This is a genomic window from Pediococcus damnosus (genome assembly GCF_001611155.1).
GTDB classification, from domain to species: Bacteria; Bacillota; Bacilli; order Lactobacillales; family Lactobacillaceae; genus Pediococcus; species Pediococcus damnosus.
Genome location: NZ_CP012294.1, coordinates 1,818,711 through 1,831,521, shown reverse-complemented (window position 1 = coordinate 1,831,521; position 12,811 = coordinate 1,818,711). Strand labels below are relative to the sequence as shown.

The 12,811-nt window shown below is 37.5% G+C and carries 16 protein-coding genes; 1 reads left to right on the top strand and 15 read right to left on the bottom strand.

What is annotated here, in order from left to right; genetic code table 11:
* Positions 1-29 precede the first annotated feature (29 nt).
* The 11 genes from gndA to ADU73_RS08555 all read right to left on the bottom strand — a co-directional run bounded on the left by gndA (position 30) and on the right by ADU73_RS08555 (position 7,926).
* Entirely contained in the window at positions 30-1,448 is a 1,419-nt protein-coding gene (gndA, locus tag ADU73_RS08605; protein ID WP_062913392.1) for an NADP-dependent phosphogluconate dehydrogenase, read from the bottom strand.
* A 152-nt stretch (positions 1,449-1,600) separates the two neighbouring features.
* Positions 1,601-1,783: a 50S ribosomal protein L32 gene (rpmF, locus tag ADU73_RS08600; protein ID WP_046871245.1), complete on the bottom strand. Its 183-nt coding sequence runs from the start codon at positions 1,781-1,783 to the stop codon at positions 1,601-1,603.
* Between the two features lie 61 nt (positions 1,784-1,844).
* A complete protein-coding gene (locus ADU73_RS08595) occupies positions 1,845-2,390 on the bottom strand; it encodes a YceD family protein (RefSeq protein WP_046871244.1) in 546 nt (181 codons plus the stop codon).
* A gap of 74 nt (positions 2,391-2,464) precedes the next feature.
* Positions 2,465-3,586, bottom strand: coding sequence for a nucleotidyltransferase (locus ADU73_RS08590; protein ID WP_062913391.1), 1,122 nt, complete (start codon positions 3,584-3,586; stop codon positions 2,465-2,467).
* A gap of 8 nt (positions 3,587-3,594) precedes the next feature.
* The gene (locus ADU73_RS08585; protein WP_046871242.1) at positions 3,595-4,329 is read right to left on the bottom strand and encodes a class I SAM-dependent DNA methyltransferase; all 735 of its coding nucleotides are present in this window, start codon (positions 4,327-4,329) and stop codon (positions 3,595-3,597) included.
* Positions 4,326-4,685 (bottom strand): ribosome silencing factor, encoded by a 360-nt coding sequence (gene rsfS / locus ADU73_RS08580; protein ID WP_056986120.1) that lies wholly within the window; start codon positions 4,683-4,685, stop codon positions 4,326-4,328. The genes ADU73_RS08585 and rsfS overlap by 4 nt, the downstream gene beginning before the upstream one ends.
* 11 nt (positions 4,686-4,696) lie before the next feature.
* The gene (gene yqeK / locus ADU73_RS08575) at positions 4,697-5,302 is read right to left on the bottom strand and encodes a bis(5'-nucleosyl)-tetraphosphatase (symmetrical) YqeK (protein ID WP_046871240.1); all 606 of its coding nucleotides are present in this window, start codon (positions 5,300-5,302) and stop codon (positions 4,697-4,699) included.
* A complete protein-coding gene (locus ADU73_RS08570; protein ID WP_081113871.1) occupies positions 5,289-5,933 on the bottom strand; it encodes a nicotinate-nucleotide adenylyltransferase in 645 nt (214 codons plus the stop codon). Before ADU73_RS08570 ends, yqeK begins: the two co-directional genes overlap by 14 nt.
* A 23-nt stretch (positions 5,934-5,956) precedes the next feature.
* Complete coding sequence (locus tag ADU73_RS08565) at positions 5,957-6,268, bottom strand: YhbY family RNA-binding protein (protein ID WP_046871238.1); 312 nt, start codon at positions 6,266-6,268, stop codon at positions 5,957-5,959.
* A gap of 17 nt (positions 6,269-6,285) precedes the next feature.
* Positions 6,286-7,398: a ribosome biogenesis GTPase YqeH gene (gene yqeH, locus ADU73_RS08560; RefSeq protein ID WP_056986121.1), complete on the bottom strand. Its 1,113-nt coding sequence runs from the start codon at positions 7,396-7,398 to the stop codon at positions 6,286-6,288.
* Complete coding sequence (locus ADU73_RS08555; protein WP_046871236.1) at positions 7,399-7,926, bottom strand: YqeG family HAD IIIA-type phosphatase; 528 nt, start codon at positions 7,924-7,926, stop codon at positions 7,399-7,401. It lies immediately after the preceding gene.
* Positions 7,927-8,138: 212 nt separating this feature from the next.
* Between ADU73_RS08555 and ADU73_RS08550 the strand changes: the two genes are divergently transcribed.
* On the top strand, positions 8,139-9,089 hold the full coding sequence (locus ADU73_RS08550; RefSeq protein WP_046871235.1) for an NADP-dependent oxidoreductase: 951 nt from the start codon (positions 8,139-8,141) through the stop codon (positions 9,087-9,089).
* 110 nt (positions 9,090-9,199) lie between these two features.
* Here the strand turns inward: ADU73_RS08550 and rplT are convergent, their stop codons facing one another.
* The 4 genes from rplT to thrS all read right to left on the bottom strand — a co-directional run bounded on the left by rplT (position 9,200) and on the right by thrS (position 12,519).
* Positions 9,200-9,556, bottom strand: a complete 357-nt coding sequence (rplT, locus tag ADU73_RS08545) for a 50S ribosomal protein L20 (RefSeq protein ID WP_046871234.1) — start codon at positions 9,554-9,556, stop codon at positions 9,200-9,202.
* 54 nt (positions 9,557-9,610) lie between these two features.
* Entirely contained in the window at positions 9,611-9,814 is a 204-nt protein-coding gene (gene rpmI, locus ADU73_RS08540; protein WP_046871233.1) for a 50S ribosomal protein L35, read from the bottom strand.
* Positions 9,815-9,833: 19 nt separating this feature from the next.
* A complete protein-coding gene (gene infC, locus ADU73_RS08535) occupies positions 9,834-10,334 on the bottom strand; it encodes a translation initiation factor IF-3 (protein ID WP_056986124.1) in 501 nt (166 codons plus the stop codon).
* A 211-nt stretch (positions 10,335-10,545) separates the two neighbouring features.
* Complete coding sequence (gene thrS, locus ADU73_RS08530; RefSeq protein WP_046871232.1) at positions 10,546-12,519, bottom strand: threonine--tRNA ligase; 1,974 nt, start codon at positions 12,517-12,519, stop codon at positions 10,546-10,548.
* Positions 12,520-12,811 lie beyond the last annotated feature (292 nt).

Genomic DNA, 12,811 nt, shown 5'->3' with positions numbered 1-12,811 from the left:
AAATCAAATTTAGACTAACCTAGAAAGTTTTATTGTTCTTTATACCATGGGAAATGATAAGTTCCCTCACGATCGACTCGTTCATAGGTATGAGCACCAAAGTAATCTCTTTGTGCTTGTAATAAGTTTGCTGGTAATACAGCAGAACGATAAGAATCATAGTAAGAAATTGCAGCACTGAACCCTGGAATTGTTACACCAGATTTAACTGCTAACCCAACGATATCACGTACCGATTCTTGATACTTTTTAGCAATATCTTTAAAGTAATCATCTAACAGTAAGTTATTTAATTCGGGATCCTTATCAAAGGCATCTGTAATATTCTGTAGAAATCCAGCTCGAATAATGCAACCTGCACGCCAAATCTTAGCAATTTCACCAAATTGCAAATCCCAATCATAATGCTTAGAAGCAACTTTCATCTGTTCAAAACCTTGTGCATAGCTCATGATTTTGCTGAAATAAAGTGCCTGACGAATTTTTTCAATTACTTCATCTTTGTCAAAACTAACTTTACCTTCAGGTTTAGGAAGCACTTTGCTAGCTGCCAATCTTTCATCCTTTAAAACTGAAATGTAACGCGCATAAACAGATTCAGTAATAAGTGATTGTGGCACGCCTAATTCAAGTGCATTTTGAGAACTCCATTTACCAGTTCCCTTGTTGCCACCCTTATCCATAATTAAATCAACAATTGGCTTGCCGGAGCCTAAATCATCTTTACGGGTTAAAATGTCAGCCGTAATTTCAATCAGATAGCTATCTAATTCGCCCTTATTCCATTCAGAAAATGTATCTGCAATTTCATCAACGGAGAGGCCAACCATATTGCGTAACAAATTATAACTTTCATCAATTAACTCTTCATCGCCATATTCGATCCCATTATGAATCATTTTAACGTAATGACCAGCACCATTTGGTCCGATATATGTGACACATGGAGTTCCATCTTCGGCCTTAGCAGCCATCTTTTCAAAGATTGGTGCCACTAAGTCATATGCTTCCTTTTGGCCACCAGGCATCATTGAAGGACCTTCTAAAGCACCCAGTTCACCACCAGAAACACCAGTTCCGATAAAGTTAATTCCTGAATTATCTAATTCTGCATTTCGACGCATTGTGTCTTCAAAGAAGGTGTTTCCACCATCAATCAAAACGTCTCCTTTGTCCAAATGTGGAAATAATTGTGCAATTACAGCATCTGTTGCTTTTCCAGCCTTTACCATCATCATGATTCGACGAGGTTTTTCAAGTGAGTTCACAAAGTCCGCAATTGTGTAACTTGGAACCAAATGCTTTTCTGGATGATCAGAAACAACTTTTTCTGTTTTGGAGCCTGTTCGATTATATATTGCAACCGTGTAGCCGCGGCTTTCAATGTTAAGGGCCAAGTTCTTGCCCATAACTGCCATACCGACTACCCCAATTTGTGGTTTATCCATGTTGCTGCCTCCTAATATTTAGTTCATGCTAATCGTAACAAAAACGCTAACAAAGTTAAAGCTATTCAATTCAAAAATAATTTTAATTTTATGCAAAATAAAAAGCAGGAAAAACCATGGCTTTTTCCTACCTTTTTGATAAATAAATTTAATTATTTACTTTTAACATCCATAACTTGCTTGCCATCATAAAATCCACAGCTTGGGCAAACACGATGTGAAACTCGTAATTCACCACAATTTGGACATGGTGCCAAACCTGGAGTTAGTAATTTGATATGTCCACGACGATTACGTTTACGTGATTTTGATGTTTTTCTTTTTGGTACGGCCATCAATAGCACCTCCTTTAAGAGAATTACGGTTTCCCGTTAATTTTTATGTCTTACATTAAAACTACTTAGATTCAGAGTTCTCTGATTTAAATAAGTCTTTTAATTTAGCAAGACGTGGATCAACATGATTAATTTTTTTCTCTTCTTTGTCCTCTTCAGAAACAACTTCCCAATCCTTGCCAGCTGGCATTGGTTCGTTACCTGTTTCTTCTTCAGGTGAGAAAATTTGCATCGGGATCTGCAAAATAATATTATCAGCTACTGCTCGTGAAAAGTCAATTCGATCATCTTTGACAGGTAAAACTGTTTCTTCAGGACCGAAACGATCCAAATTGGTTCCTTCAACCACATAATACTCGTTGATTGAAAAGTCTAAGTCCAAATCAACAGGTTTTAGTGATCGTGAGGATGGTACCACAATTTTTCCAGTAACTTTAGCTGTAACTAATGCTGCATCCCGATCTTTAATTGCATCCCCATCAACTTTAATTAATGAGGCATCCGAAACCCCGAAAGACCGATTAACCAAATCTTCCTTTAAATCAAGATTCTCACTAAAGTGGAGAGGTTCTCTGTGTTTCATAAGATCAGAAAGTGACCAATTCATCTAAAAACCTCCTAATGCAACGAGTTTAATTATACCTGTGCAAAAAATCTTTGTCAATGGAAATTCCTTGACAGTCAAGTTAAAATGATTGGTTTTCTACCAACACTTTGCTCTACGCCACTGATTAAACTATAAACATTGTCAGCTTGAAGCGTTGTCTGATAATTTGATGTAGCTTTATTTTGTCCAATTTTACTTAATATTGGTAAATCTTCCTGGGCAAATTGATGTAAAAGTTGTCTACCAGTATTATCAAATCCCAGCACCCTTAAAATCGTTGGTTGATTAAGCATTTGCGAAGTGTGAAGATTCAATACAATTGCCATACACAATCTTTGCAAATGCGTGTAAGTATAACGTTTGGTCTTCATCAGAGCTAAAAATGATTTCAAATCCGAACTGTCCTTAATAAATTTTTTAAACCGATATTCAATTCCTTCAGACATTCCATAAATTTGTTTCAAGTCTGTTACTGATTCCGTAATGATTCGATACTTCAAAAACGGCCATAATTTTTGCCAGTCCACTACTTCTCTGGACAAATCCATTTTAGTTTGTTCTGGAACAAACTTTTGATAATTTAATGACCCTTTCAAACGAGCTTCACGAATCGCAGAAGCACTCGCAATATGCCGATGCTCTAGTAATTTTTCATCATGTTCTGCTTCTTTTCGCCTAATTGGCAGTAATTTGATTGAACTTTTAAGCTGTTGCGCTGCATTGAAATAGTTAAAAGCTAAAATATCGTTGGCATTTTCTAAATTAACACCCGTTTTTCCCTGCAGCGAAGTAAATAGCTGACTAGCAAAACTTTGTGCATAACTATCATTTTCTATTTTCAGATTTTGAGCCTCTACAGCCATTTTTTTATAATCCTGCTGAGGGTGTTCACTACCAAAGACTAAATAATCACTCTTTATTAAGGTGGCCATTTGTACTGCTCCCATGGCAAAAAGATGGGCGGCCTGCATTGACACATTAATTGGAAGTTCAATTACTAAATTGGCACTTCCCAAAAGAGCCTCTCGAGTCCGTTTCCACTTATCAACAATTGCTGGCTCTCCACGTTGCAAAAAGTTTCCACTCATAAACACAACCAGAATGTCAGCCTGTGTGAGTTCTCGAGCTTTATCTAAAAGATACTGATGACCATTATGAAAAGGATCAAACTCCGCAATGACACTACAAACTTTCATCTAGTCACCTACTTTACACATTCAAAAAACCACCGGGTACTTTTTTCATCAATTTTTGATTTTCCAAAGTTGCTTGAACAACTAACTGTTTGGAATCCAACCGATTTCAATAGATCTATATAGGTATCCAAATCATAAGTACGTTCATGGTGCAACTCATTAATTTTAGTATACTGATTTTCCTTGCTGTTCTTAACAAAGAAGGTTAAATCATGTTCAACACTATGTGGTTCCTCGGTTTGATAAGTAGTCCACAAGAAGGCTTGCTGATCATCAACATAATTATACATGTAGCCCGGGTACACTTCATCAGTTTGGTATGGAGAAATTACATCAAACAAAAATTTTCCCTTATCATTAAGGTGTTCAAAAACTTGACCAAAACACTGCTTTAATGATGACTCATCTGGTAAATAACAAAGTGAATCTGCAAAACAAGAAACCACATCATATTGATCTAATTCACTTAAATTCAGCATATCTCCTTGAACAAGTGGTAATTCAACATCCGCTTCATGTGCATGTTCATCAGCCAAAGCCAACATTTCATCCGATAAATCAAATCCAGATACCTGATATCCATCCTGAATTAACTTAACAGCTAAACGGCCACTGCCACAGGCTAAATCCAACCAATTGGCGTTTTTATCCGGTTGGCGTTCAGAAACAAAATCCAGCCACTGATCGTACATAGCTGGATCCATTAGGTCATCATATAATTTGGCAAATGTTTGGTAAATCATGCCTCAATCCACGGTTTAACATCAACTGGTGTCGCTTCTGACCATAGCTTCTCCAAGTTATAATATTTCCGCTGATCTGTTTGAAAAACATTGACGATAACATCGCCAAGATCAATTAAAATCCATTCAGCTGCCCGTTGCCCCTCAACATGACGAATTGAAACGCCGGCCTTTTCGTTCTGATCAACAATTTCATCAGCAATCGCATCAACCTGACGATTTGAATCTGCACTCATAATAACAAAATAGTCTGCTAAAAGGCTAACATTTTCCATATCTAACGCCACAATATTTTCAGCCCGTTTGCTATCTGCTGCTTTAACTGTTGTTTCCAAAATATCTTTACTTTCTGTCACTGAATTTCCTCCTAAATTGCACTCTGCCATGCATTATACGTTGTAATGGTTCCTGGATAAACAGGTTTTGAATTTTCAATCAAATGTTTCAACGTTTGTTGCGTCTGAAAGAAAACACCCTTTTTTAAACTCTCGTGCGTAATCTTACGAGCTTCATCGACACCTGGGAAGTCACGTCCAGGTTCAATATAGTCTGCCATATATACAATTTGATCCAACAAGGTCATATAAGGTGCCCCAACGGTATGCCGACGAACAGCATTTAAAATTTCTTCATCAAAGATATGTAATTCGTCTTTGATAAATTCTGCGCCAACTATCCCGTGCCAAATTGCATTGCCATAGTCCAACAAATCCGGACTCATTTGTTTGTCGTTAATAACTTTAATAAAATCATGATCCGAACGCTGTTTCGCATAATCATGTAAAAGACCCGCAATTGCAGCTTTTTCTGGATCATAATTATTTTCTTTAGCCAATTGGATAGCTTGTTGCTCAACCCGCAGACAATGTTGGAAACGTTTGTCATCAAGCTTTTCTTGAACTTTTCCAACTAACTGTTCTCTCGTATAAGGAATCAAATTCTTTTTATATTCAATTGTTTCATTTTTTTCCATAAAGTTTATTCTCCTCAATATACTCACAAACAGAATCCGGAACTAAATACCGAATAGAATGATGTTTTGCAATCTTTTGCCGAATTAGCGTAGAACTCACATCAATTTCTGGCGTATCCACCCACAAAATCGGATAAGCACTATGAACTTTTACGCCGGGACGCTTTACGCCAACAAATTGTACTAGTTTGGCGAGTTCAGCGATGCGATACCATTTTGATAAGTATGCCACCATATCAGCGCCAATTATAAAATAATATTGGTTTTCTGGGTGCTCTTTTTTCAAGGTCACAATCGTATCGTAACTGTAACTCTTGCCACCACGCTTAATCTCTGCTAACTCGACTCCAAAATTAGGATTTCCAATAACTGCCCGTTTTACCATCGCAACTCGGTGTTCGGCCTTAATTGCCTGTTTAGTATCCACATGAGGTGGTTGAAAATCTGGCATGAAATCAACCCGATCCAACCCTAATTGTGTGCAAACTTGCTCCGCGATGATCAAATGCGCCAAATGTGGCGGATTAAACGTACCGCCAAGTAAGCCAATTCTTTTATGCGGAATATCACTCACTAATTCAGTCTCAACTTCAGTTTTAGTTTGTTGATTTACCTTTGTTGTAGTCAAAATTTCTCACACTCCGTCAATTAAACTTAAATTTCCTTAACCTGTGCAGAAATTACTCGTTTATCCTCGTCATCCGATTCTTTAAATAGAACCAAAACGTGACCAATTATTTGAACAACTTGAATATCCGTGTGATCTTCAATATATGCTTTAACTTCCTGCGTAGTCACATCTGTATTCTGTTGTAAATTGATTTTAATTAACTCATAATTATTTAAAGCAGCGTCCAACTGAGAAACCCAAGCTTCTGTTAAACCATTTTTACCAACCGAAAACTTAGACCGAAAACGTTGGGCTTTGCTTCGTAAAAATCTCTTTTGTTTTCCTCTTAAATTCATATTTTCCTCTTTCGTTTTTAAACTAAGGGTTTGCGAATAACTACCGAAATACCTTTAGGAGCCCAAACTGCAACTGTTGAATGCTCCGGAACAGTTATCCACCCCAAGCCTTCAATAACCACATCGCTTCTATTCTCCAAATGTAACTCATGTCTTTGTAATTCAGGCAGCTTTTTCAAACCATCCTCATCTGGTGGGGTCAAATAAGTCCCGACATGCTTATCATAAAAATCATCTGCATTAAGTAATTTAGTCCGATGAACCATTAAATTATTTTCAAAATATGTGCTAACAGCCCCATGACCTCTCAAATAATCAAAACGGGCAATTCCTCCAAAGAACAAAGTTTGTTGATCGCTTAATTGAAATGTCTTTGGTTTGATTGTCTTTTGAGGTGACACATATTTCAAATCTTTACCAGTTAACACGTGGGCCATTTGGTCTTCGTGCACTATCCCTGGTGTATCGATTAACATCTTGCCATCAGCAAATGGAATTTCAATTTTATCAAGTGTCGTTCCTGGAAAACGGGAAGTCGTAATCAAATCTTCAATACCATTGTTTAAACGAATGATTTGATTAATTAAAGTCGATTTTCCAACATTAGTAACTCCAACAACATAGGCATTTCGTTTTTTTCGATATTTTTCGATTGTATTTAGAAGTGTTTCAATCTCATCTGGTTTTTTGGCACTTGTAATCAATACATCAATCGGGCGAATTCCCTGAGCATTGGCTTGTTGTCTAAGCCACTCTTTCATTCTGGAACGTTTCATTGACTTTGGAAATACATCATCTTTATTTCCCACCAATAAAATTGGGTTATCACCAACGAAACGATGAATGCCAGGAATCATACTGCCATTGAAATCAAACATATCAACCACATACACAATTAAAGCATCATCATCACGAATCTGACCTAATAATCTTAAAAAATCATCATCTGTCAAAGAAACTGGTGCAATCTCATTATAATGTCTAAGTCGAAAACAGCGCTGACAGTATACTTCTCCTTTTTCTAAGCCCTTGTCTAAGGCTCCTTTGGGGGTATAACCAGTTTCATCTTTTTCGGTTGTTTGAATTTTTGCGCCACAGCCAATACAATAAACCTCTTCAGCTTCATCCATTTATTTAATTTCCTCCTGCCAGGCCGCTCCTGGATATTTTTTAACAAGTCTTTTTTTTATAAAGTATTCAAAAAAACGATTTATTTTTGTGTTCCAAGCATCCGAATTCAACAATGGCTTTACTAAAATACTTTTTGTTCCTGCCATATTAGCAGCCCAAATATCTGTCAATAGTTGGTCGCCTACCATAACAACCTCATCGGCATTCAAATTTAATTTTTTCAAGGCTCGATGAATGCCATATCCAAACGGTTTTAGTGAACGTGAAACAAATGGTAATTCAATGTGGCTTAATGCCCGTTTGACACGTGGACGACTATTATTAGACACAACAACTACCGGAATCTTTGCAGTCCGCATTTCAGCAATCCAGCGTTTCAGTTCACTTGTTCCTTCTGGATTATCCCAGGCAATCAATGTATTATCTAAATCCGTGAGGACTGCCTTAATTCCGGCCTTTCTTAATTCCTCAGGAGTTAAACTATAAATTCTTTTCACCTGCCAGGTTGGTTTAAACTTTTCAATCATACTACTCTCCTTAAAACACACTATCATATCATTATAGTTGATTTTCATTTTTTTTGCATTTAAACTTATCTGAGAGTTCGAGTCAAATTTTAATAGAGGTGCTTAACTTAAAACACAAGCCGTTTAGCTAAAGAAATAGACCGTAGTGGGTTAACATGATCATATACTTCAAGTTTCTGAATTAACTACCGTTATTAAAAAGGAGGCCCATCATGCAAGCATTCGGTTTTAAACAATTTGGTGATCCTAAAGTTTTTGAAGAACTAACCATTCCCAAACCTGAGCTAAAAAAGGGACGAGTTATTGTCCAAACTTCAGCATTCGCAATGAATCCTTTTGACAGCAAACTGCGTCGTGGCCTAATTCCATTCAAAAAAGCACCTAATTTCCCCTTAATTCCGGGAAGTGATGTTGCTGGAACCGTTGTCGATCTGGCCTCTGATGTCACGGAATTTCAAATTGGTGATCCCGTAATTGGACGAACAACCACCGGTTCCTACGCTGAATTTGTATCCGTTCCACATTTAAAATTAGTTCACAAGCCTGATTCGATTCCTTTTTCCGAGGCTGCTGGTGTGCCCAATGCTGGTGTGACTGCTTATGATCTTCTTAAAAGTGCTCTTCAATTAGAAAATGTTACGTCAATCTTGGTCTTAGGTGGCTCAGGTGTTGTGGGTTCATTCGTCATTCAAATTGCCAAAGCAATGGGCCTGTTTGTAGCAACCACCGCTTCTCAAAAAAATGCCGATTTTGTTAAAAAAATGGGCGTAGATCTTTTTATACCGACGGATCAATTAACCAAAAGAAACTTTCTAGATGATGCCCCAGTTGATGTTCTAATTGACGCAACCCCGCAGGCCTTCAAAGGCAATAACACTTATAGATGGCTAAAATCAACCGGTCAATTGGCATCATTAAATGGTTTCTCAAATAGTTTTCAATCTCAATCATCTAAACAAACCATTATTGATTTTAATGATGCAAACTATCACCAAAATAAAAAAGCTTTGACTTACTTAGTTGAACTTATTTCCCACAATCAACTCAAGGTCCCTATAGCTAAAGTTTTTCCTTTTTCATTGAAAGGTATTGTTGAGGGCCAACAACTATTAGATACCCACCACAGTCCTGGCAAAATTATTGTTGCTAAAAAAACTAAATAAAAAACAAGCCTAATACCAGAAGTATTGGTACTGAGCCTGCTCGAAAAAAAATCCTCGTCATTGAAAATCATTTCACAATTTGAAATAACTTTACAACCCGAGGATTTTTATTATGCGATCGCTTTTTTAGCAGTTTCTACTAATGATGTAAATGCTGCTGCATCATTAACAGCAAGATCAGCTAACATCTTACGATTAATATCAACTTCAGCAACCTTTAAACCGTGCATTAATTGGCTGTAACTCATATCATTTAAACGAGCTGCTGCATTAATCCGGGCGATCCAAATTTTACGGAAGTCTCCCTTACGATTACGACGGTCACGGAATGCATACAAACCAGACTTCATAACTTGGTCTTTAGCAACCTTGAAGTTAGTATGTTTTGGTCCGCGATATCCCTTAGCAAGCTTTAAAATTCGTTTACGACGACGATGTGTTACTGTTCCACCCTTTACTCGTGGCATAATAATTCCTCCTAGAACTGGTCACCCAGCATGATATTCTTTAAATTAATTAAATTACTTATTGATTGGAGCTAGCATCTTACGATAACGTTTAACGCTCGTATGATCCATCATGCTTAATCCACGTAATTGACGACGTTGTTTCTTCGTTTTTCCATGGAATCGGTGACTCGTGTAGGCGTTGGCACTCTTGAAGCCACCATTACCAGTCCGTTTAAAACGTTTTGCTGCTGCACGATTTGTCTTCATTTTTGGCATAATCTGTTCCTCCTACTTTTTACTTTTCTGAAATTGGCGCCAGCATCAAAAACATGCTTCGTCCATCCATTTTAGGATACTGTTCGATTGTAGCAACATCAGATGCTGCTTTAGCCATCCGATTTAGCACTTCACGACCAATTTCCTTATGCGTAATTGCACGACCCTTAAAACGAATCGAAACTCGGACTTTATCACCTTTTGCCAAGAATTTTTTAGCATTCTTAAGCTTTGTATTAAAATCATTCGTATCGATTGTAGGGCTTAGACGAACCTCTTTGATACTGATTGTCTTTTGTCGCTTACGAGCTTCACGTTGTTTCTTTTGTAGTTCGAAACGATATTTTCCATAATCCATGATCTTGGCAACTGGCGGTTTAGCTTTCGGAGAAACTAATACCAAATCAAGTTCTGCTCGATCTGCTAAATCTAACGCTTCTTGTTTCGACTTTACACCCAATTGAGTGCCATCATCACCAATTAATCGTACTTCACGGGCACGAATACCGTTGTTAACCATCATATCAACAGCTATGGCAGTTCACCTCCAAATTATTTTAAGAAAAATGCAGAAAAAGACGAGGTGCATACACACCCCGCCAGTCAGACTATTAACTAGTCTTTTCATCGTTTTAGCCCAGCGATTCAATCACTAAGGCGAGAAGCGGGTGCCTCTGCTTAATTTCTCAACTTCATAAGTTTACCAGAAACAGCCTGCCCTGTCAAACAACCTACTTGAGTAACTCATCATTCTTTGAAGAATCTCCCGTTCGACTATAATTCTGAATTTCTGCAATTAAACTATCAATAAACATATTGTTATTTTCGCTTTCAGATTCTTTTTGACCATACTTACGAACGCTAACAGAACCATTTGCTAACTCTTGGTCACCCACAACTAATACATAAGGTATCTTTTGTGTCTGTGCTTCACGAATCTTGTAGCCCATTTTCTCATTACGCTTATCTACATTAACCCGAATCTTCTTGTCAGCCATCTTCTGACGGAGTTTTTCTGCATAATCGCCATGAAGTTTCTGATTAACCGGAATAATTGTAACTTGTTTTGGAGCCAACCAAGTTGGGAAAGCACCTTTGTAGATTTCTGTTAGATAAGCTGTGAAACGTTCCATTGTTGATACTAAGCCACGGTGGATCATCACTGGACGATGCTCTTCACCATCGGCCCCAACATAGTGCAAATCAAATCTTTCTGGTAACATGAAATCTAATTGGATAGTAGAAAGTGTTTCTTCATTACCAAGGGCTGTCTTTGTCTGAACATCCAGCTTTGGACCATAGAAAGCAGCTTCTCCTTCAGCCTCTACATACTTAAGACCAAGGTCATCCATAGCAGCTTTCAACATTGCTTGTGATTTATTCCACATTGCATCATCATCAAAATACTTCTTTGTATTCTTAGGATCACGATAACTCAAACGGAACGTGTAATCTGTAATATCAAAATCATCATAAACATCCACCATCAATTTAAGAATCTTCTTAAATTCATCTTGAATTTGATCTGGAGCTACGAAAGTATGCCCATCATTTAAAGTCATTTCACGAACTCGTTGTAATCCAGAAAGTGCACCTGACTTCTCATAACGATGCATCATTCCTAATTCAGCAATTCGAATTGGTAATTCACGATATGAACGAATATGATGTTTGTAAATTTGAATATGTGAAGGACAATTCATCGGACGCAATTCCAACATCTCACCATCGCCCATGTCCATTGGTGGAAACATATCTTCACGATAATGCTCCCAGTGACCAGAAGTTTTATAAGCATCTAAGTTCATTAAAACTGGTGTATACACATGTTGATATCCATTGGCAACTTCTTTATCAATAATATAACGTTCAATTGTGCGTCGAATTGTGGCACCCTTTGGCATCCAGTAAGGAAGTCCGGCTCCCACTTTAGGATCCACGAAGAAGAGATCTAGATTATTTCCAATTACACGGTGATCACGATCATGTGCTTCTCGTTGACGGGATAACTCAGCATCCAGTTCCTTTTGTTTGAAAAAGGCAGTTCCATAAATCCGTTGTAACATGGGGTTACTTGATTTGCCTTCCCAATAAGCACCAGCAACTGATAATAATTTAAAGACCTTAACATCTTTTGTATTCTCTAACACCGCAGCATTGCTTAAAATTGTCATGTCCGCAATATTATAAGCACTAATTTTGCCATCTTTGGCATTTGCATGAACTAATTTTGCCTGATAAGGATCGCCATCAACAATTTTAAGGGCATCATTTTCAGAAATCAATTCCTGTTTAAGCGGTATTTGTGCCTTAATCAATTCAGACATTTTGTCTTCAATAGCTGGCAAACTGTCTACACTTATTTGTTCAGCACCATTGTCGGTGTCACAATAAAATCCATGTTCCACATTGCCCTTTGTTCCAAAATGAATGTCAGGATAAATTGATTGAACGGCTGCTTCTAAAACAATTGCACCAGTATTCCAAACAACTTGCAGTCCTTCTTCAGAATCCTTTGTGACGATTTCTAATTTGACATCTTCATCCAAAATTTGGTTCAAAGAAACAATCTTATCGTTTACTTTTCCAGCAACGGCCTTTTTTGCCAAACTCGTACTAATTGCCTTTGCAACTTCTAAAACACTTGATCCATTTTCCACAGATCGTTTTGCGCCATCAGCTAATGTAACTTCAATATCTGCCATGTTTCTTCGCTTCTTTCTAATTTTTTTGGATAAAAAAATCCCGAATACAATTAATGTATTCGGGACGTTATTCACGCGGTTCCACCCAAAATTACAGATTACTCTGCATCTCATGGGTTCGATAACGGGAACAATCCGTCCTGATATTTCCATCAGGCTCAGAAAAGTGGTAATCACTAACGTCCATTAGGTAGCTTCCAGCTATAGCTACCATTCCCTGAAATGAAACAATTAACAATCTTGTCTTTTCTTTGATTTCAAGATTAATTAAACCACATTCTCAAAAAAAGTC

Excerpts from the sequence above, each read along its gene's own strand:
- ADU73_RS08585 (WP_046871242.1), bottom strand. The coding sequence starts at position 4,329 with ATGATTTACCAAACATTTGCCAAATTATATGATGACCTAATGGATCCA.
- rpmF (WP_046871245.1), bottom strand. The coding sequence starts at position 1,783 with ATGGCCGTACCAAAAAGAAAAACATCAAAATCACGTAAACGTAATCGT.
- thrS (WP_046871232.1), bottom strand. The coding sequence starts at position 12,519 with ATGGCAGATATTGAAGTTACATTAGCTGATGGCGCAAAACGATCTGTG.
- rplT (WP_046871234.1), bottom strand. The coding sequence starts at position 9,556 with ATGCCACGAGTAAAGGGTGGAACAGTAACACATCGTCGTCGTAAACGA.
- ADU73_RS08550 (WP_046871235.1), top strand. The coding sequence starts at position 8,139 with ATGCAAGCATTCGGTTTTAAACAATTTGGTGATCCTAAAGTTTTTGAA.
- yqeH (WP_056986121.1), bottom strand. The coding sequence starts at position 7,398 with ATGGATGAAGCTGAAGAGGTTTATTGTATTGGCTGTGGCGCAAAAATT.
- ADU73_RS08565 (WP_046871238.1), bottom strand. The coding sequence starts at position 6,268 with ATGAATTTAAGAGGAAAACAAAAGAGATTTTTACGAAGCAAAGCCCAA.
- ADU73_RS08590 (WP_062913391.1), bottom strand. The coding sequence starts at position 3,586 with ATGAAAGTTTGTAGTGTCATTGCGGAGTTTGATCCTTTTCATAATGGT.
- ADU73_RS08555 (WP_046871236.1), bottom strand. The coding sequence starts at position 7,926 with ATGATTGAAAAGTTTAAACCAACCTGGCAGGTGAAAAGAATTTATAGT.
- yqeK (WP_046871240.1), bottom strand. The coding sequence starts at position 5,302 with ATGGAAAAAAATGAAACAATTGAATATAAAAAGAATTTGATTCCTTAT.
- gndA (WP_062913392.1), bottom strand. The coding sequence starts at position 1,448 with ATGGATAAACCACAAATTGGGGTAGTCGGTATGGCAGTTATGGGCAAG.
- rpmI (WP_046871233.1), bottom strand. The coding sequence starts at position 9,814 with ATGCCAAAAATGAAGACAAATCGTGCAGCAGCAAAACGTTTTAAACGG.
- infC (WP_056986124.1), bottom strand. The coding sequence starts at position 10,334 with ATGGTTAACAACGGTATTCGTGCCCGTGAAGTACGATTAATTGGTGAT.
- ADU73_RS08595 (WP_046871244.1), bottom strand. The coding sequence starts at position 2,390 with ATGAATTGGTCACTTTCTGATCTTATGAAACACAGAGAACCTCTCCAC.